The 18,586-nt window shown below is 57.5% G+C and carries 16 protein-coding genes and 1 tRNA gene; 3 read left to right on the forward strand and 14 right to left on the reverse strand.

Features of this window, described 5'->3' with window-relative positions; genetic code table 11:
- Positions 1–2 precede the first annotated feature (2 nt).
- A tRNA-Gly gene (locus L991_RS06755) sits at positions 3–75 on the reverse strand.
- A gap of 233 nt (positions 76–308) precedes the next feature.
- Here L991_RS06755 and nadA point away from each other — a divergent pair.
- Complete coding sequence (nadA, locus tag L991_RS06760; protein ID WP_028449890.1) at positions 309–1,223, forward strand: quinolinate synthase NadA; 915 nt, start codon at positions 309–311, stop codon at positions 1,221–1,223.
- Positions 1,224–1,332: 109 nt separating this feature from the next.
- On the opposite strand, the gene mpl is transcribed toward nadA, so the two are convergent.
- A complete protein-coding gene (gene mpl, locus L991_RS06765; protein WP_047393599.1) occupies positions 1,333–2,709 on the reverse strand; it encodes a UDP-N-acetylmuramate:L-alanyl-gamma-D-glutamyl-meso-diaminopimelate ligase in 1,377 nt (458 codons plus the stop codon).
- A 174-nt stretch (positions 2,710–2,883) separates the two neighbouring features.
- Between mpl and L991_RS16470 the strand changes: the two genes are divergently transcribed.
- Positions 2,884–3,855, forward strand: a complete 972-nt coding sequence (locus L991_RS16470) for a GGDEF domain-containing protein (RefSeq protein ID WP_028449888.1) — start codon at positions 2,884–2,886, stop codon at positions 3,853–3,855.
- Between the two features lie 60 nt (positions 3,856–3,915).
- Here the strand turns inward: L991_RS16470 and L991_RS06775 are convergent, their stop codons facing one another.
- The 5 genes from L991_RS06775 to L991_RS06795 are packed head-to-tail and all read right to left on the reverse strand — an operon-like array spanning position 3,916 to position 7,444.
- A complete protein-coding gene (locus L991_RS06775; protein WP_052190692.1) occupies positions 3,916–5,271 on the reverse strand; it encodes an ATP-binding protein in 1,356 nt (451 codons plus the stop codon).
- Positions 5,264–5,926 carry a response regulator transcription factor gene (locus L991_RS06780; RefSeq protein WP_028449887.1) on the reverse strand — a complete coding sequence of 221 codons (663 nt, stop codon included), beginning with the start codon at positions 5,924–5,926 and terminating at the stop codon, positions 5,264–5,266. Before L991_RS06780 ends, L991_RS06775 begins: the two co-directional genes overlap by 8 nt.
- Complete coding sequence (locus L991_RS06785) at positions 5,907–6,458, reverse strand: cytochrome b/b6 domain-containing protein (protein ID WP_047393601.1); 552 nt, start codon at positions 6,456–6,458, stop codon at positions 5,907–5,909. The genes L991_RS06780 and L991_RS06785 overlap by 20 nt, the downstream gene beginning before the upstream one ends.
- Positions 6,428–7,174, reverse strand: a complete 747-nt coding sequence (locus L991_RS06790) for a phosphatase PAP2 family protein (protein WP_052190693.1) — start codon at positions 7,172–7,174, stop codon at positions 6,428–6,430. Before L991_RS06790 ends, L991_RS06785 begins: the two co-directional genes overlap by 31 nt.
- 3 nt (positions 7,175–7,177) lie before the next feature.
- Positions 7,178–7,444, reverse strand: coding sequence for a PepSY domain-containing protein (locus tag L991_RS06795; RefSeq protein WP_028449884.1), 267 nt, complete (start codon positions 7,442–7,444; stop codon positions 7,178–7,180).
- 223 nt (positions 7,445–7,667) lie between these two features.
- On the opposite strand from L991_RS06795, the gene L991_RS06800 reads away from it, so the two are divergent.
- Positions 7,668–9,296 (forward strand): phosphoethanolamine transferase, encoded by a 1,629-nt coding sequence (locus tag L991_RS06800; RefSeq protein ID WP_047393603.1) that lies wholly within the window; start codon positions 7,668–7,670, stop codon positions 9,294–9,296.
- 254 nt (positions 9,297–9,550) lie between these two features.
- On the opposite strand, the gene L991_RS06805 is transcribed toward L991_RS06800, so the two are convergent.
- From L991_RS06805 to rsmB, 7 genes are all read right to left on the reverse strand, one after another.
- On the reverse strand, positions 9,551–10,183 hold the full coding sequence (locus tag L991_RS06805) for a LysE family translocator (RefSeq protein WP_047393604.1): 633 nt from the start codon (positions 10,181–10,183) through the stop codon (positions 9,551–9,553).
- A 139-nt stretch (positions 10,184–10,322) separates the two neighbouring features.
- Positions 10,323–11,792 carry a TrkH family potassium uptake protein gene (locus tag L991_RS06810; protein WP_197053833.1) on the reverse strand — a complete coding sequence of 490 codons (1,470 nt, stop codon included), beginning with the start codon at positions 11,790–11,792 and terminating at the stop codon, positions 10,323–10,325.
- Complete coding sequence (trkA, locus tag L991_RS06815) at positions 11,793–13,160, reverse strand: Trk system potassium transporter TrkA (RefSeq protein WP_047393644.1); 1,368 nt, start codon at positions 13,158–13,160, stop codon at positions 11,793–11,795.
- 96 nt (positions 13,161–13,256) lie between these two features.
- Positions 13,257–14,555, reverse strand: a complete 1,299-nt coding sequence (locus tag L991_RS06820) for a sigma-54 dependent transcriptional regulator (RefSeq protein WP_047393605.1) — start codon at positions 14,553–14,555, stop codon at positions 13,257–13,259.
- The gene (locus tag L991_RS06825; protein WP_047393607.1) at positions 14,548–16,674 is read right to left on the reverse strand and encodes a HAMP domain-containing histidine kinase; all 2,127 of its coding nucleotides are present in this window, start codon (positions 16,672–16,674) and stop codon (positions 14,548–14,550) included. The genes L991_RS06820 and L991_RS06825 overlap by 8 nt, the downstream gene beginning before the upstream one ends.
- Positions 16,671–17,297, reverse strand: coding sequence for a DUF4390 domain-containing protein (locus tag L991_RS16475; protein WP_052190695.1), 627 nt, complete (start codon positions 17,295–17,297; stop codon positions 16,671–16,673). The genes L991_RS06825 and L991_RS16475 overlap by 4 nt, the downstream gene beginning before the upstream one ends.
- Positions 17,257–18,558, reverse strand: coding sequence for a 16S rRNA (cytosine(967)-C(5))-methyltransferase RsmB (gene rsmB, locus L991_RS06835; protein WP_047393608.1), 1,302 nt, complete (start codon positions 18,556–18,558; stop codon positions 17,257–17,259). Before rsmB ends, L991_RS16475 begins: the two co-directional genes overlap by 41 nt.
- Positions 18,559–18,586 lie beyond the last annotated feature (28 nt).

The following is an 18,586-nucleotide window of genomic DNA, read 5'->3' on the forward strand; positions in this document are numbered from 1 at the left end:
GGAGCGGGATAAGAGGCTCGAACTCTCGACCTATACCTTGGCAAGGTATCGCTCTACCAACTGAGCTAATCCCGCACATCCAACTCGCTGTCACATTGCTGCGAAGCGATTTGCAGAGGAGGCGAATTATGGGCATCTGGCTGGGGGCTGTCAACCCTTTTGTCGAAAATTTTTCGCCGAAGTGGGGCAAGTGGCGGAGGCAAAAGGCGAAATTTCAGCCCGCCGCGCGGGGCGGGCATGCTAAAATGGCGGCCAGTTTTTGCTGCGCGCTTGCCGCAGTCTATCCATTGCCTGATCGAGGATTTGTTATGCCACGCGTTGTCACGCTTGCCCATTACTACACGCAGCCAGAAATTCAGCAAATGGCTGACAAGGTGGGCGACAGCCTGGAACTTTCCCTGTTTGCACGCGATGCCGATGCCGACATCATTGTGTTTGCCGGGGTGCGCTTTATGGCCGAAACGGCCAAAATTCTGAATCCGAATGCCACGGTGATCCTGCCGGATGCCGGCTCGACCTGTTCGCTGGTGACCCAAACGGATGTCACTGCCCTGAAGCAATGGCGCGAGGCGCATCCGGATCATGTGCATGTGTCGTACATCAATAGCTCGGCCGAGCACAAAGCGCTGAGCGACTGGATCGTGACCAGCCGCAATGTGGACGACATCATTGCTCACCTGTATGCCGAGGGCAAACAAGTGATTTTCTCGCCTGATCGCAATATGGGCGCGTATCTGAACTTCCAGCATGGCTACGATATGCCGCTGTGGTCAGCCGTGTGTGAAGTGCACGATAAATTCAATCAGGCCGCGCTGGACGAAGCGTTTGCCGCGGTGAAAACCGCCAAATACCTGATCGCACACCCGGAAAGCCCGCTGCCCGTGCTGCAGCAAGCCGATTATGTGGGTTCCACTTCAGGCATGCTGAACTGGATCAAGTCGTTCGACAAAGAGCCCGATGCGGCGATTTTCGTCGCGACCGAAGATGGCATTTTGTATAACATGCGCCAGGCTCGCCCCGATCTGAATATCGAGCAAGCGCCGATCTACGCTGGCTGCCAGTGTAATTCCTGTCCGTACATGAAGATGAATACCATCGAAGCGGTGAAACGCGCGCAGGCCGGGCAGGGCACGGTGATTGATTACCTGAGCCCCGCTGATATGGATGCCGCCCGCGCCCCGATCGAGCGCATGCTGGAATTCTCTAAACGCTATTACGCCTAAGCATGGCGCCTGTGTTTTGGCCAATAAAAAAAAGCCCGCTGTTGCGGGCTTTTTTTTATTGGGTATATGCTGCTAGGCTAATAAATATATTGGCTACAGGGCAATACCCCTAGGCAAGTGCGGCGAGTAGTTTGCCGTGAATGCCGCCAAAGCCCCCATTACTCATCACCAGAATCTGATCGCCCGGCTGCGCCTCGGCCACGATGGCGGCGATCAGGGTATCTAGCTCAGTAAAGCTTTGCGCCTTGCTGCCCAGCGGTGCCAGCGCTTCGGCGGTATCCCAGCCTAAATTCGCGCCGTAGCAAAACACCCGATCGGCGTCGGCCAAACTGCCGGGCAGGGCTTCTTTCATCGTGCCCAGTTTCATCGTGTTCGAGCGCGGCTCCAGCACGGCCAGAATGCGCTGGCTGCCCACTTTCGCGCGCAGCCCGGCCACAGTGGTGGCAATGGCGGTGGGGTGGTGGGCGAAATCATCGTACACGGTGATTTTGTTGACCACGCCTTTGATTTCCATCCGGCGTTTTACATTTTCAAAGCGGCTCAGCGCCTCGATCGCTACTTGCGGCGTAACGCCCACATGGCGGGCGGCGGCAATCGCTGCCAGTCCGTTGTGAGCATTGTGTTCGCCCATCAGGCTCCACACCAGACGCCCTTGCGGCTCGCCATTAAAGATGACCTCAAAGCCATCAGGGTAGACGGTGCCCAGCGCCCAGCCCGCTTGGCCAGTCGGGCTGGCGAAGTGTTCCACCTCTGACCAGCAGCCACGTTCGAGCACTCGCTGCAGGCTTTCTTCCTTGCCATTCACAATCACACGGCCCTGGCCGGGGATGGTGCGCACCAGATGGTGAAACTGCGTTTCAATCGCCGGCAAATCGGCGAAGATGTCGGCGTGATCGAATTCCAGATTGTTCAAAATCGCCGTGCGCGGGCGGTAATGGACAAATTTGCTCCGTTTGTCGAAAAAGGCGGTGTCGTATTCGTCGGCTTCCAACACAAAAAACGGTGACGTGCTGGCCGCATCTTGCCGCGGTGTGCCCGGTGCACGCGCCGAAACGCCAAAGTTTTCGGGAATGCCGCCGACCAGAAAACCGGGCGCCAAACCAGCGTCTTCCAAAATCCACGCCAGCATCGAGGTGGTGGTGGTTTTGCCGTGCGTGCCGGCTACGGCCAGCACCCATTTATCGCGCAGTAGATGCTCGCCCAGCCATTGCGGGCCCGAGGTATAGGGCAGCCCGGCGTTTAAAATCGCCTCCATCAGCGGCATACCCCGCTTGACGACATTGCCGATGACAAATAGATCGGGCTTGAGCTCAATTTGCTCGGCGCCAAAACCTTCGATCAATTCGATGCCTAGGCTTTCCAGCTGGGTGGACATCGGTGGATAGACATTGGCGTCGCAACCGGTGACCTTATGGCCCGCTTCGCGCGCCAGCGCGGCAATCCCGCCCATAAAGGTGCCGCAGATACCCAAAATATGAATATGCATAATCGATCGATCCTGGTTGCCGAGTGCGAGCCCATCTTGGCGCAATCAGCAATATTGATTTTGAATAAAAAGGTGCATCATTGTAGCGAAGTTGCTTGGCTCAGTGGGAGCGCACGCCTTACAATCAAGCCGACTAGCTCTAACGTCCTAATGTATTAACCTAGGTTTTGATTGATGACCTCTGCAACACCGGTGAACCCGGTTGAGATTGCGCGTATCGCACTCAAACGGCTGTCCGAGCGGGGCCTGCCCCCCACGCCTGAAAATTACGCCCAGTTCTACAACGCCATTCTCACCATCAAGGCGCCGGAAAGCAAAACGGCCACCGAGATGCAGCTGGCTTGGCAGGTGTTGTATAAGCTCGATGATGCCGCGACCGATGTCGCCGACATCACCGATGGGCTGCTGCAGAATCTATCTGGCTCCAGCTCAGTGATGCAACAAAGCCTGGGTGATCTGCAATCGATGCGCGAAGCGCACGCCGAGCAGCGCGTAAGCCCCGAGCAGGCGCATGCCTCGCTGGAAGACTTGCTCAATGTGGTCATCAACACCACCAGCAATGTGCACTCTACCGTCACCAGTTCGCACACTGATCTGCAAAGCATCCGTGATTCGATCCGGCATATCGAAGAAGACCTCGCTTTCAACCGCAAAGTGTTGGAACAAGATGCGCTGACCGGCGCGCTGAATCGGCAGGGTCTCGATCATTTGCTGATGCGCGAAGTGAAACGCGCCCAGCGCAATGGCGCTCGCCTGACCGCGGTGCTGGTGGATCTGGACGAATTCAAGCAAATCAACGATCGCTTCACCCATTTGGTGGGCGATCAGGTTTTGATTCACATGGCCAATCTGACCAAGGCCGTGTTGCGCGAATCGGATATTCTGGTGCGCTATGGTGGCGAAGAATTTCTGATTTTGCTGCTGGATACCGATCTAAAAGGCGCCAGCTACGTGATCGACCGCCTGCGGCTGGTAACTGGCCGCACGCCGTATATGCATCACGCCCAGCGCATCGAAGTGCGCTTCTCGGCCGGGATTGCCCAGCTGCGCGATGATGAAAATGGCCGCGCGATGGTGTTGCGTGCCGATGAAGCGCTCTATCGCGCTAAAAACAGTGGCCGCAGCAAGACCGAGCTGGCGGATTAAGCGGCCGCAACGTGCGTTGAAAACTAAAAAAAGCCCCGCAGTTGCGGGTCTTTTTTTGCCTTAGACGCCTCCAGCGCTTAGGCGCGGGGCTGGCCAGATGAGTTCGATGCACAACCCCCCGCTGGCGCTGTGGCTCAGTTTAAGCTCGGCCCCATGCAGCTCGGCAATGCGCCGCACAATCGACAATCCCAGACCAGAGCCACTTTGCGCCTGTCCTGGCGGACGGAAAAAACGCTCGCCCAGTCGCGCCAATACGGTCTCATCCACGCCTTGGCCATGATCGCTGATGCTAAGGCCGTGCTGCGTTAGTGTGACCACCGACGGTGGCTGACCATAGCGCAGCGCGTTTTCAAAGACATTACGTAGTAAGAGCTGCAGCAGGCTGGCATCGACCGCTGGCGCGAAGGGGGCCAGCTCGTGTATTTGTAAATCGCTGGCTGGTGCATCGGGCGCCACTTCGTGCCAGGCCGCCCAAATCAGCGGTGCTAGCGGCTGAGGTTGGCAATCTTGCTGTTGCAGTCGGTCAAGCCGCGATAGCGCCAAAAGCTGATTAACCAGATGGGTCGCGCGATCCACCCCAAGCAAAGCTTTACCCAGCGCATTATGGCGGGTTTGCTCACGTGGGCTGCTGCTGGCCAGCTCCAGCTGGATACGCAGCGCGGCCAAGGGGGTGCGTAATTCGTGCGCAGCATCGGCGGTGAAGCGCTGCTCGCGTTCGATAGCGGTGCCGATGCTGGCGTATTGCTGATTGAGGTTATTCACCAAGGTGGCGATTTCCTGCGGGGCAGGGGTGGCCAATGGGCTTAGATCCATGGGCTCGCGCCGGGCAAGCTCCTGGCTGAGTGCAGCCAATGGCTGCAGCGCGCGCCGGCTGGCCCATTGCAACATGAGCAGCAGCCCCAGCGCGGCGACCAGCAGCGGCCAGCCAAGATGCTCCATCAGTTCTTCAAACAGCTCTTCTTGCCATTCGCTACGTTCGGCCAGTACCAGCTGCACCCCGGCGCGTTCTACCCGAATACTGACCCAGTGATGGCCATCATGACGCAAAGCATGTAAATGGCCACGCCGCCCGGTTTCGCTGAGCGTAAAAGGGTGCGGGTCATTGCTGCTAATCAGCTGACCATCGGTACTGTACAGGGCGTAACTCATCCGCTCCGCGGCCGCGAGCTCTTGCCGGGAGTTAAGCTGCCCGTTTTGATGTAACTCGATCAGCATTTCGCCCGTCGCGCGCAAACGGTCTTCCAGTAGCTCGGCAAAACCATGCCGCGCGACAAAGAAAAAAACCACTAACAACACCGCCCAGACGCCCAGTGTGGCCAGCCCGGTAAACCAGGTGAGCCGGTTGCTGAGCGATTGGCCAAGGTGTTGACGGATGGCCTGGCGAAGGCGGGCGATGCCCGTGCGTAATTTAGACATCGGCTAAGCGCCATCCCAGCCCCCGCACATTGCGGATGGCTTCGCTGCCCAGTTTTTTGCGCAGATGCGATAGATGTACATCCAGCGAATTACTCTCCAGCTCGCTTTGCCAGCCAAACAGTTTTTCTTCCAGGGCATTGCGCGACAGATAGTGCGGATAGTGGTGGAGCAGCAGATACAGTAGGCGGTATTCGGTTGCAGTCAGCTCCAGTGCTTGCTTGGCGAGCCATACCTGCTGGGTGGCCGGGTTTAGCTCCACATCGCGCCAGCTCAGCAGATGACTTGCCCGCTGCTGGCTGCGGCGCAGCAGAGCATTCAGGCGCGCCACCAGCTCACCCAGCACAAAGGGCTTGGCCAGATAATCATCGGCGCCGGTATTTAGGCCGGTGATGCGTTCATCCGGCTCGGCGCGGGCGGTGAGCACCAGAATTGGTGTGGTATCGCCCAAGGCGCGCAGCTGGCTTAATACCTGCAGCCCATCCAGCCGGGGCAGGCTTAAATCGAGCACGACGGCATCAAATTGATGCGGGCTGGATAGTACATGCCAGGCATCTTGGCCGTCCTGCAGCCATTCCACCGTGTAGCCGGCATCAATCAAGCCTTCTTTTATGCCATCGCCCAGGAGGGGGTCATCTTCAACCAGAAGTAGTTGCATCGTGTGAGTCGGTGTCTGCCGGTGGGCGCTTATAGCCATGAATCATGGATAGCACCAGATTGTCTTGGTGGCGGATGCTTTCGGCGATGGCGGCCAGCACGTGCAAGGCGACGCAGCCGATCAGCACATTGGCAATCCCTTCATGCAGCTCTTCCAGCCACTCTTCTCCCCAGTAGGCATCCAGCCCCATCATATAACCGGTGGTGCCCAAGCTGATCACCAGCGCCAGCAGCAATAACATCATCACCGCGCCGGCGGGATTATGCCCAGTGTAATGGGGCGGCTGGCCACGCAGCAAGGCACGCAGGTAAGGAAACAACCGTGACGGCCAGGGAAACCAGTCGCGAAAGCGCGCATAGGGCGTACCGATAAAGCCCCAAAGTAGGCGGGTGAGCACCACGCCAGTGGCGACATAACCGGCATAGCGATGCACTGTGGCGCCACTTTCATTGATAAAGTTACCCAGTACGCACAGTACCAAGGTCCAGTGCAGGATACGGACTAACGGGTCCCAGACTCGTAGGCGAGACATGATGATGCTCCTTTCGCTTGTGGCCACAGTAGCCAGGCACACAGCAGACTAACGATCAGCCAAGACAGCCACAGCGTAGCCAAGGTGTGGCTGAGAAAATGTGCGCCCCGCAGTTGCTGAATCCAGCCCAGCATGAGTCCGGGCAATAACAGGAGGGGGATGCGAATCAAGGCCTGGCGCCGCTCAAGCGGAAGCCACAGTGCAATAAAGCCCAGCAGCCAACTGCCGCTACTGGCATGCCCAGCCGGATAGCACTGCCCCGCGCCCACGCCTAGCGGCAGGCGATCAAACAGGCGCAAGTACGGCGTATGGCCGCCAAACTGCTGTAAATCCCAGGGGCAATGCAACACACTCAGGTGTTTGAACTGAGTCACCAGCACCGGAACCAGCAGGGCCGAGAGCCCCACCACCAGCCATTGCCGGGTGGCTAAATCTTGCCAGCCCGCCAGGCGCTGCTGGCGATACAGTTGCCAGGCCACGGCCACGCCCAGCACGACGGAGAGTTTTTTCATCCAATCGTGCCCCAGCTTGGCGGTGAGCCATTGATCCCGCCAGGGAAACTGCCCACTGGCCGGATCAAACATCCAGTTGGCCAGCCACAAATCCACATTGCTGTATTGCTGCAGAATAATCAGTCCGACTAGGCTGCTGATCAGCAAGACGGCATTGCCCAGCAACCACTGTTGCCGGTTAAGAGATGGGCTGGCGTGCGGCATGGCTTACTCGATTTCAGATTTCACGACATCCATGGTTTTGGTGTCGAAATAGATCTCGGCCTTTTTGCCATCTTTGGTTTTGCCATACATTTCATAGCAATTGCCATCGACTTTGAATTTCTTGATGGTGTAGCCCTGTTCGGCCAGCTTGGCTTTCACTTGGGCTTCCGGCATCCATTCTGCTTTCGGGTGCGCGGTACATTTGGCTGCGGCCATGGCTTGGCCAGCAAAAACTGCAGTCACGAGGGCAAGTGCGGTGTACTTCAGCATGATGTGCTCCTTGAGCAGGGTGAAAAGACCAGCGTATTTCACCACCGCTGTATGAAGCGAAACTTAAGCCAACCACCGTTCGTCGCTTGTGATAATGTGTCGCCGCCCTGTCGCGAAACCGTATTATCTTTTTATGGGGGCACAGTTTAGGCGCTTCATTTTCGCTTAAGTCTGCCTGCGCACACTGGCGCGCATCGCCCGATTGTTATTTTTGAGGAAGTCCATGTTGGCCCGAATTTTGGCTCGTCGCTTTGCCTTTACGCTGCCCCAGCTCACGGCCCTATTTGCGCTGTATCTGGTGGCGCTGTGCAATACCGCTTTTTGGAGCAAAGCCTGGCAAGCCATCGCCGGCACGCCGGGCAGTAAATTGCCCTTGTTTGCCGGTATGGCGGTATTGCTGATCGCCGGTTTTCAACTGATTCTGACTTTGCTGTGCTGGCCGCGCTGGGCCAAAGGCCTGCTGATGGTGCTGGCCCTGCTGGCTAGCATCACCGCCTATTTCACCGCCAGCTATGGGGTGATGATCGATAGCGCCATGCTGCGCAATGTGTTTCAAACCGATACCCGGGAAGCGCTGGAATTACTCAATCTCAAGCTAGTGCTGGATGTATTGCTGCTGGGCGTATTGCCCGCCTGGCTGATTAGCCGCGTGGAGCTACAGCCTGTGCGCTGGCCACGGCTATTGCTGGGTAAATTGGGGCAGCTGGTGCTGTGTCTGGTGTTGATGGTGGCGGTGATTGGCGTGTTTTATTCGGCGCTGGCCTCGTTTACCCGCAATCACAAGCCGATTCGCTATCTGATCAACCCCGCTAATGGCATTTACGCCACCATTCGCTATGTGGTGGGGGAGCGCATGAAAGCGCCGGTGGTGGCCGAGCCCTATGGCCGGGACGCGAAAAAAATCGCGCCAACCCAGCCGCATAAACCTACTCTGCTGGTGCTGGTGGTGGGCGAAACCGCCAGGGCGGAGAATTTCTCGCTCAATGGTTACGCCCGGCCCACCAATCCAGAATTGGCCAAATTGCCGATTATCAATTTTAGTCAGGTGAGCTCATGCGGCACTGAAACCGCTGTCTCGGTGCCCTGTATGTTCTCGGGTTTTCCACGCAGCGACTTTAGCGTGAACAAGGGCGAGGCGCGTGAAAATCTGATCGATATTTTGCGCACTGCGGGGCTGAAAGTGGTGTGGATCGACAATAACTCGGGCAGCAAAGGCGTGGCCAAGCGCCTCGGTGAAGTAACGATCCCCGATGGTGGCCCAGCGCCCGATTGCCGTGCAGATGAATGCTACGACACGGCGATGTTGCCGCAGTTGCAGCAAGCGCTACAGGGCGCGGCGCAAGATACGGTGGTGGTGCTGCATCAGAAAGGCAATCACGGCCCAGCCTACTGGTTGCGCTATCCGGCGGAATTTGAAGTCTTCAAGCCCGTATGCCGCACCACGCAATTGCAAGATTGCCCGCGCGAACAGATTTTGAATGCCTACGACAATGCCATTCGCTTTACCGATCATTTCCTCGCGCAATTGATCGGCCAGCTGCAGCAGCGCAGCGATTACGATAGTGCCATGCTGTATGTTTCGGACCATGGCGAATCCACCGGCGAAAATGGCCTGTATCTGCATGCTGCGCCATATATGATCGCCCCCAGCCAGCAAACGCATGTACCCATGGTGGCGTGGTTTTCGCCTAGCTATGCGGCCAGCCGGCAGCTGGATCTGCAGTGCCTGCAAGGCGAGCGCAGCAAAGCCTTTAGCCACGATAACTGGTTCCATACCGTCTTGGGGGCCACCGGCGTGAGCACGAGCGTGTATCAGCCGCCGCTGGATATGCTGGCGAGCTGCCGCAAGTAAATCGCGGCTAGTAAACCAAAAGGCCAGCAATGCTGGCCTCAGGCTGCAAACAGGCTGGTAGAACAATCTACTTCAAGTCTCGGCAAAGCCGAGGCTAGGAAATAAGGCTTTGAATCTACAGCCTTGATGTTCTATTCCCACCCCTCCCGTCCCCTCCTTGAGGGGAGCCTCGCTGCGCGAGTGGGCTTGCTGATCAATTTGCGGGGGTGCTGCCGGCCTATTTATGGGCTAATTAGTGCGCATCGCGCTCGGTCTTATTTGAGCAGGGCTTGGTAGCCGTTGGTGATCACCAGCCCGGCAAAATACAAATACAGTACTGCCGAGGCGAGGTGGCAGCCCTGTTTAAAGCGCGGCCCCAGCGTTTGGCCGCCATGATGAGCCACCAGCACGATGAAGGTGCTCCAGGCGAGGCCACCGAGGAAAAACCCGCTGAGAAAATCGGCCGTGCTGCTCAGGCTGCCATCGGTAGCGCGGGCAATCAGCGTGCCGCCCACCGCGGCAAACCACAAAATCGAGGTGGGTGAGGCCATGGCCAGCGTTAGCCCGCGGGTAAAGAGCTGGCGGCGCGCGGGTAGTGGTGGATGCTCGCCCTCAGCGGCGCTGGCATCGCGCCAGGCTTCGCGGGCCATTTTATAGGCCAGCCACAGCAGCAGCGAGCCGCCGCCCAGCCAGGTGAGCCATTGCACCAGCGGAAATTGCAGCAGAAAACTCATGCCAATCAGCGCGAGAATGGCATAGGCCAGATCGCCAAAGCAGGAGCCAAAGCCCATCCAGAAGCCAGCCTGACGGCCATATTTGAGGGTGGCGTCGATCATGGCCACATTCACAATGCCGATGTCGAGGCAGAGCGAAATCGACAGCAAAAAGCCGGTAATAAAGGTTTCCATGCCGTTTAGCTTACGGCGCAGGCGATGGCCTGACTATTGGGGATGCTCGCGATTCGCGGGTTGTATAGGTGTATTTAGGGGTATTGCCCGCTAGCCAATTTCACATAAAGCGTAGCGGGCAATACTGGCCAGGGTATGCTTAATTGCGCCAGAATGCGCGGGTAAACAGGATCAATACCGAGAAAATCTCTAGCCGGCCCAGCAGCATGGTAAAGCTGCACACCCAAGTCTGAAAATCGGTCAGCCCCTGGAAATTGCGCGCCGGGCCCACTTCGCCCAGGCCCGGGCCGGCATTATTAATGCAGGCAATAATCGCCGAGAAACTGCTGATGAAATCGAGCCCCGACACCAGCAACACCAGCGTCAGTACCACAATGCTGGCGAAATAGATAAACACAAAGCCCATCACGGAAAACAGGATATTTGGCGGAATCACCTGCCCATTCACCCGCAGCGGATGCACACCCTGTGGATGCAGCAACACCGACATCTGGCGGCCCACTTCGCGCACCTGAATAATGGTGCGGATCATCTTGATCCCGCCGCCGGTGGAGCCGGCGCAAGCGGTGATACAAGACAGAAACAGCATCACCAGCGGCACAAAAATCGGCCACGCGCCAAAGTCCACGCTGGCAAACCCGCAATCGGTGGCCAGCGAAACTAGATTAAACGCTACATGACGCAGAGCGGTGAGGTACTCCGGGTACACCTGCTGCCAGTACAGATAGCCGGCCAGCGTGAGCGTGCTGCCCAAAATCAGCAGTAGCATGGCTTTGAATTCGCTGTCTTTCAGGTACACCGATAATTTCCGCCCTGACAGCGCGAAATAGTGGGTGGCAAAATTGGTGGCCGCCAGCAGCATAAAGACAATCAAAATGCCTTCGATCAGTGGCGAATTGAAATAACCGACGCTGGCATCGTGGGTGGAAAACCCACCCAAGCACATGGCCGCAAAGGCGTGGCACACCGCATCCAGCCAGCTCATACCGCCAGCGTATTTCAGCAGCAGCGCGCAGATCAGCGTGAGGCCAGCGTAAATCAGCCACAGATTGCGGGCGGTTTCGTGAATGCGGGGTGTGAGTTTGGCGTCTTTGATCGGGCCCGGGGTTTCGGCCTTGAAAAGCTGCATACCCCCCACCCCTAATAGCGGGAGAATGGCGACAGCCAAGACGATGATCCCCATACCCCCTAGCCAATTGAGCAAGTGACGCCATAAATTAATCGAGGGAGGTAGATGATCAAGCCCGGTAAACACCGTGGCACCGGTGGTGGTGAGCCCCGACATGGTTTCAAAATAGGCGTCGGTAAAACTGGTAGCCGGATTAAACAGCAGCAGGGGCACGGCCGCGACTGCAGGCAACAAGCTCCAGATGCCTACTACCAGCACAAAGCCATCGCGCGGCCGCATTTCGCGTTTGTAGCGACGGGTCGCCAGCACGGTGAGCCCGCTCACCAACATTAAGCCGCCCAGCGCATCAATAAATGGCCACAGGCCAGCGTCGCCAGTGAAAAGGGCGACGACGATGGGCACCACAATCGAGATCGAAAACAGTGCCGACACCCGGGCCAGCACATTGACGGTGGGGAGAATACGTTGCGCCAGCGTCATTTAGAAAAACCCGATTTTGACCGCGAATAATTGCTCGATTTCGCGGATATGCCGTTTATTGTCGATAAACACGATCACGTGGTCTTCGTTTTCGATCACGGTATCGTGATGCGCCATCAGAACTTGTTCGCCGCGGATCAGCGCCGCCAGATTAGCGCCTTGCGGTAGTTTGATTTCTTCCACTTTGCGCCCCACCACCCGCGAATTATTGCGATCACCATGGGCAATCAGCTCGATGGCTTCGGCTTCGCCGCGGCGCAGGCTGTGAACCGCCACAATATCGCCTTGCCGTACGTGGGTGAGCAGCGCGCCAATGGTGGCTTGCGCGGGGGAAATCGCCACATCGATTTTGCCGCCTTGCAGCAAATCGACGTAACGCGAGCGATTGATGATGGCCACGACCTTGCGCGCGCCCATTTGCTTGGCCAGCAACGAGGACATGATGTTGTCTTCATCATCCGAGGTGAGCGCCATAAATAAATCACAGCGGTCGATCTGCTCGGTATCAAGCAGGTTTTCATCGGTGGCTTCGCCGCGCAGAATCAGGCAATTGGGCAGGTGTTCGGCCAGCCATTGCGCCCGTTCGCGCTGCACTTCGATGATCTTGACCTGATAGTCGTCAGCCAGCGCGCGCGCCAGCCGGTAGCCGACATTGCCGCCGCCGCAGAGGGTAATACGTTTGATGGTGCGCTCACTGGCGCGGAACTGGCGGATCACGCTGCGAACATGTTGCCGCGCCGCGAGGAAAAATACTTCGTCGCCGACGCTGAGGGTGGTGTTGCCATCGGGGGTGATGCGTTTATTGCCGCGGTAGATCGACACAATGCGGCAATCGATTTTATCTAGATACAGCGGCAGGGTGGAGAGGTCTTTGCCATCCATCGCAGCGCCCGCTTCAATGCGCACGGCCACCATTTGCGCTTTACCCGCGCCAAATTCCAGCACTTGCAAGGCCTCGGGCGTGGCCACCAACCCTTGCAGCAGGTCGGTCACGATTTGCGCCGGGGTAATGATATGGTCGATGGCAAAGCCATCTTCGGTGAATAACTCTGGGCGGGCGAGGAGATCCTGATCGCGAATGCGGCCAAGGCGGGTGGGCACATTAAACAGGCTATGCGCGATTTTGCAGGCCACCATATTGAGCTCATCCGATGGCGTTACCGCCAAAATCAGATCGGCATCGGCCGCGCCGGCTTGTGCCAGCGTTACCGGATTAGAGGCATGCCCGCACAGGGTACGCAAATCGAGCTTATCGGCCAGTGGCTGCAAATTGCTCGGCTGTTCATCCACGATGGTGACATTGTAATTTTCGCGCACCAGCTGTTCGGCCACCGATGAGCCAACCCGGCCAGCGCCCAGGATCAGGATATTGGGCAAGTGGTATTCCTTTGCCTGCTGAGCAGGCGATCAAACAACAACGCCGACAAGGGGAGGAGCTTGTCGGCGTTGGTGGGGCGAAGTGGCTTACGCTTCTTCCAGATTGCGCAGCTTGCGCGGCATCTGAATGCCCAATTGCTTGAGCTTGCGATACAGGTGCGTGCGCTCCAGACCAATGCGCTCGGCCACACGGCTCATATTGCCGTTGGAGAGCTCGATCTGGCGTTCCAGATAAAAGCGCTCAAACTGATCCCGCGCTTCGCGCAGCGGCAAATCCAGATCGATTTGCGGCAGCGGCATCGCTTGCTGCACTTCGGCGGTGGCGACTTGCGATTCAGGCGAGAGCTGGGCCAGAAGGCGGCTCACCGGCAGGATATCAATATCGCCATCCCGACCAGTAAGGGCCAGGCTTTTGACCACATTGGCCAGCTGGTCGATATTGCCAGGCCATTCTTGCTGGCTGAGCAGCTGCAGAGCCGATTTGGAAAAACGCCGCACGCCCAGTTTATTGGTGGCTACGGTCTGGGCCAGCAGGCTTTCCGCCAACGCCGGGATATCCTCGGCATGATTGCGCAGCGCCGGTACCGGCACAATGATCTGCGTCAGCTGACGCAGCAATTCGGGCTCGATTTGGCCGGTGAGCTGATCCAGGGGGCGGGTAGAGGCCGTTACCAGGCGAACTTTTTGTTTTTCCAGTTTTGGAATCAAATTCAGCAAGCCGGCTTGGGCTTTGCGATCCAGCCAGGCGATATCCCGCACGAAAATCGTGCCGTTGGCGGCCCGATTGAGCATGTCTTGCGGTGGCAAAGCCAGCTCTTCATTCGAAGTGGGTGACACAAAACCGCCATTGGCTTTGGTCAGGTGGCGCGCGCAGGCTTCAAAGCCGGCGCCAGGTTCGCCGGTCAGGATGATGGGCAGGGTCTGACTTGCTACCTGATCAAGTGCCTCACGCAGCGCCTGAATGGCACTGCTATTCCCGAGGCTCTGCAGGCCCTGCGTCGGCTTTACCGTGGCAGCGGGTTGAGCAAAAGCCCGTTTGACTGCCGCCAGCAGTTTTTGCAAGCCGATGGGCTTTTCCAGAAAATCCAGTGCGCCAATGCGGGTGGCCTCAACGGCCGTATCCACGGTGGCGTGGCCCGACATCATGATCACCGGCATGGTCAGCTGACCATTGCGCGCCCATTCTTTGAGCAGGGTGACGCCATCGGTGTCGGGCATCCAGATATCAAGCAAGACCAGTTTTGGTTCGGCTTGATTACGGTATTTGCGTGCAGCCTCAGCATTTTCGGCCAGTGCAACGCTATACCCCTCATCAAGCAAGATTTCTGACAACAGTTCGCGAATGCCAACTTCGTCGTCAACAATCAAAATTTCCTGATTAACCACTTGTTGTTTCCTCCCAGAGCGGCAACTCTATCCGAACGAAGGCGCCAGTGGCATTGCCCACTTGTACCCGCCCGTGATGTTCTTCGATAATTTTTTTCACGATCGCCAGACCTAATCCGGTGCCTTTGGCCTTGGATGTTACATAAGGCTCAAAAACCCTAGGCAGTAAGTCTGGAGCAAAACCTTTGCCGCTATCTTCGATGTAAAGACGCGCCCATTTTTCGTCTTTTTCGAGAATAAGGCAAATCTGTTTTTCTTCGGCCTCGGCAATCGCGTCTTGCGCATTTTGCAGCAGGTTGTGAATGACCTGGCGCAGATGAGTCGCATCGCCATTCACCATCAGGGCATCGTGTACCCTAAATTCACGTAATACTGGCGCCGCTTCGTACAGCACTAACACCTCTTGCACCAGCGCCAGCAGATCCAGCGGCTTTTTCTTGCCCGATGGCTTGCGCGCATAATCGCGGAAGGCATCCACCATCTGCTTGAGGGCCGCCACCTGCTTGATGATGGTCTGGGTGTTGCGGGTGAGAAATTCCGCGCCAGTCTGGTCGAGTTTATCTACCAGTTTGATTTCCATCCGCTCGGCCGAGAGTTGAATCGGCGTGAGCGGGTTTTTAATTTCATGGGCCAGGCGGCGGGCTACTTCGCCCCAGGCCGCGTCGCGCTGGGCTGACAAGAGCTCGGTGATGTCATCAAAGACCAGTACATAGCCATGCAGATCTTCTGCGTCATCAATCAGCTGGCTCAGCCGCGTGCCGCGTACCAGCAGTACCCGTTTTTCTTCGGCCAGCTCAATCTGACGCTGCCAGACTTCTTCATCCGACAAAAAGCCGTGAATGGTGTGGGCCGAAAACGCGGTGAGGGCCGGATAGCTTTCATTCCAGCGTGATAAGGGCTGGCCATGAATGCGCTCTGGGTCTAAGCCCAGAATGCGCAAGGCGCTCTGGTTGGCCGATTGCAGCTGCCATTCTTCATCAAACGACAGCACGCCGGCTGATAGCGAGCCTAAAATTGCCTCGACATAGGCCTTGGCCTCGGCCTGCTCGGCCTGGTTTTCTTCCAGCTTGTCGCGCGCATCGGCCAATTGGCGGGTCATGCGGTTAAAGGAGTGGGTGAGGATGCCCAGCTCATCGCGGCTGATGACAGGATGCTGCTGGGTGAAATCCCCTTGCGCCACCGCGCGCGTTCCCGCGGCTAGCACGCCCAGTGGCGCGGCGAGTTTGTCCGACAGGTAAATCGCCAGCGCTAACGCGCCCAGTAGGGCAATGGTGAGCGCAATGGTCAGCGTTAGGCTGTAAATGAGTTTAAGCCCTTGCCGCGACTGTGCGAGCTGTTTGTAATCACTGCGTACTTGCTCGACCAGCTCGGCATCTTGTGCCAGCTGGGTCGGCACGGGCTGCATCAGTTGCAGCAGCCGCACGCGATTGCTGATGTCGCTGTCGGGCATCGGCACGATCACCCGCATCATCAGCGCGCCGTTATCGCCTTTTTCAATCCCTTTGTAGCTGCCGATCACGGCTTTGCGCACCAGATCACGCGAGGGCAGCTGGGGGATTAGCGGCGCCATTTCGTTGCCGATATTGGCGTAGAGCTGGTTGTTGTCATCAAATAGCGTGATTTCCTGCACGCCGGTTTGCTCGCGCAGCTTGGATAGGCGGGGCAGTAGGCTGCTTACGCTATTGTCGTGGACATCCCAGGCAATAACCGAGGCTTTGCGCTCTAGCTCGGCCAGCTGAAATTCGATGGCGTTGTGGCCTAGATTCAGGCCGCGATCCAGGGCGTTATCCACCCGGACATCAAACCACGCCTCGATCGAACGATTTAAGAACTGCACGGACAAGGTATACACCAGTGCGCCGGGTAAGACCGCCACTAGCGAGAACATAAATACCATGCGCAAGGTCAGGCGGGAGCCAAATACCTTGCGTTTTACCCGACCCAGCAAGCGTGTCATGCGCGTGCCGACAAACAGCGCCATGCCCAGTAGCAGGGCCACATTCAGCCCCAGCACTAAGCCGTAATAATTAGAAAAATGAGAGGTGTTGCCCGAGGCGGTGGCGAGCAAGAACAGCAGGACGGTGGCCAGAGCCCCAATAATTAACAACCAGCGTTTCACTGCACAGGCTCCGTTTCGGCCGGTCGACGCAGCTGGATTTCACTCCAGCCTGATTCCAGTTGCCAGTTGGTGTTGCCGATGGTGCTGAGCTGAAAGGCTTTGGGCAGTTGTGAGCCATCCAGCCGCAGTCGCAGCTTGCCGGCAAAATCTTCGCTTTGCAGATCCGCGCCATCCATCACTACCCAGTTTTTCAGCGTGCCCAAGGCCGTGAGGGCTTCATCGAGGCTATTAAAATGCCGCACTACGCCGGCGGCCGCGATGCGATATTGCTTGGTCAGTGGCTGAAAACTCAGCCGATGGGTGGCCGTGGCATTGGGGCCAAACCCTTCGGCCACTTGCCGGTACCAGGCATATAAGCGCGGTTTGGTGAGTTTGAATTCGTAAACAAAGGGGAGGGTGAGGCCATTGCGTAAAGCCTCGTCCAGCTCGGGATTCAGGCTCACGGTAAAACGGGCAAACAACTCAATGCGGGGCGGAAGGATATCGGCTTCGGTTTTGATGGTTTTAATGCCGGCGGCATGGGTGCCAAGCGCACCCATGAGCCCGGCCAGCAGCAGGAACAGGCGAAGCCAGGCCGCCAGATTAAGCTGCAGCCTTGCGAAATAACGCGTAAAAGAAACCATCATGATCTGCATTGGGTAATAACTGCCCACCCTGTCCGTCGCGAATCAGATCGGCAGGAATGGCCGGGTGCTGCAAAGGTTCGGCGATGGCATCGGGATGGCGCGCGGCAAATGCTGCCACGGCGGCCTGATTTTCCGCCGGAAACACAGAGCACGTAGCGTACAGTAGTTTGCCGCCTGACGCTACGAGTGACCAAAGCTGATCTAACATTTTTTCTTGTTGACATTGCAATTCAGCAAAGTCGTCGGGGCGGCGCAGCCATTTGATATCCGGGTGGCGGCGAGTCACCCCCGTAGCCGAACAAGGTACGTCGGCCAGAATGCGATCAAACAATTGGCCATCCCACCAGCTCGCGGGTTCGGCGGCATCAGCGCAGGCCGTGCGGGCCGATAATTGCAGCCGTTCGAGGTTATTGCTTACGCACTCCAGGCGTTTAGCATCGGCGTCCAGTGCCAGTAAATCCAGCTCGGCCAATTCCAGCAAATGGCCCGTTTTACCGCCCGGAGCCGCGCAAGCATCGAGTACGCGCTGACCATCGCGCACATCGAGCAGATAAGCGGCAGCCTGAGCGCCCCAATCCTGCACCGATACCCAGCCCGCGGCGAAATCAGGCAGCGCATCCACCGCTTGCGGTTTATCCAGCTGTATGGCTTGCGGGCCCAATATGCGGCCGGTGATGCCGACTTCGTTGAGGCGCGCCAGATAGGCTTCGGCGCTCGTGTGGCGACAATTCACTCGCAAAGTCATCGGTGGATGGCTGTTATTGGCCTGCAAGATTTGTTGCCACTGCTTGGGATAAGCCTGCTTCATGGCGGTGAGCCACCATTTAGGATGGCTAAAGCGGCCGCGTTCGTTCTTTTGCGCGGCGCTAATCAGCTCGGCTTGCTGGCGCAGGAAATTACGCAGCACCGCGTTAACCAGCCCTTTGGCTTTGCCGCTGCCGATTTTGCTGGCCACTTCAACCGCGTGATCGACGACCGCATGCGCGCCGGCGCGGGTGAATTGCAGCTGATACAGGCTGATTAGCAGCAATATCCGCACTTCCTGCTCTTTCACTGGCTTAGTGGCCAGCTGCTGCAATACCGCTTCCAGCAGGCCCAGATGCCGCAAGGTGCCGTAGCTAATATCCTGCACGGCGCCGCGTTGTTGCGGGGTGAGGTTGGGGTTTTGTCGCCAGGTGGTGCCAAGGGCTTCGGTCAGATTTTGTCCGCCGAGCACAGCAAACAGCGTTTCACAAGCCAGGGTTTGGGTCAGTAACATCCGCTTCTTCTAGGGTATATGGCGCTAG

Source organism: Chitinibacter sp. ZOR0017 (genome assembly GCF_000799095.1).
Taxonomy (GTDB): Bacteria; Pseudomonadota; Gammaproteobacteria; order Burkholderiales; family Chitinibacteraceae; genus Chitinibacter; species Chitinibacter tainanensis.

Coding starts and splice junctions, on each gene's coding strand:
- L991_RS16475 (WP_052190695.1), bottom strand. CDS start 17,297: ATGGTTTCTTTTACGCGTTATTTCGCAAGGCTGCAGCTTAATCTGGCG.
- mpl (WP_047393599.1), bottom strand. CDS start 2,709: ATGCATATTCATATTTTGGGTATCTGCGGCACCTTTATGGGCGGGATT.
- L991_RS06780 (WP_028449887.1), bottom strand. CDS start 5,926: ATGCAACTACTTCTGGTTGAAGATGACCCCCTCCTGGGCGATGGCATA.
- L991_RS06795 (WP_028449884.1), bottom strand. CDS start 7,444: ATGCTGAAGTACACCGCACTTGCCCTCGTGACTGCAGTTTTTGCTGGC.
- L991_RS16470 (WP_028449888.1), top strand. CDS start 2,884: ATGACCTCTGCAACACCGGTGAACCCGGTTGAGATTGCGCGTATCGCA.
- nadA (WP_028449890.1), top strand. CDS start 309: ATGCCACGCGTTGTCACGCTTGCCCATTACTACACGCAGCCAGAAATT.
- L991_RS06775 (WP_052190692.1), bottom strand. CDS start 5,271: ATGTCTAAATTACGCACGGGCATCGCCCGCCTTCGCCAGGCCATCCGT.
- rsmB (WP_047393608.1), bottom strand. CDS start 18,558: ATGTTACTGACCCAAACCCTGGCTTGTGAAACGCTGTTTGCTGTGCTC.
- L991_RS06785 (WP_047393601.1), bottom strand. CDS start 6,458: ATGTCTCGCCTACGAGTCTGGGACCCGTTAGTCCGTATCCTGCACTGG.
- L991_RS06790 (WP_052190693.1), bottom strand. CDS start 7,174: ATGCCGCACGCCAGCCCATCTCTTAACCGGCAACAGTGGTTGCTGGGC.
- L991_RS06810 (WP_197053833.1), bottom strand. CDS start 11,792: ATGACGCTGGCGCAACGTATTCTCCCCACCGTCAATGTGCTGGCCCGG.
- L991_RS06805 (WP_047393604.1), bottom strand. CDS start 10,183: ATGGAAACCTTTATTACCGGCTTTTTGCTGTCGATTTCGCTCTGCCTC.
- L991_RS06800 (WP_047393603.1), top strand. CDS start 7,668: ATGTTGGCCCGAATTTTGGCTCGTCGCTTTGCCTTTACGCTGCCCCAG.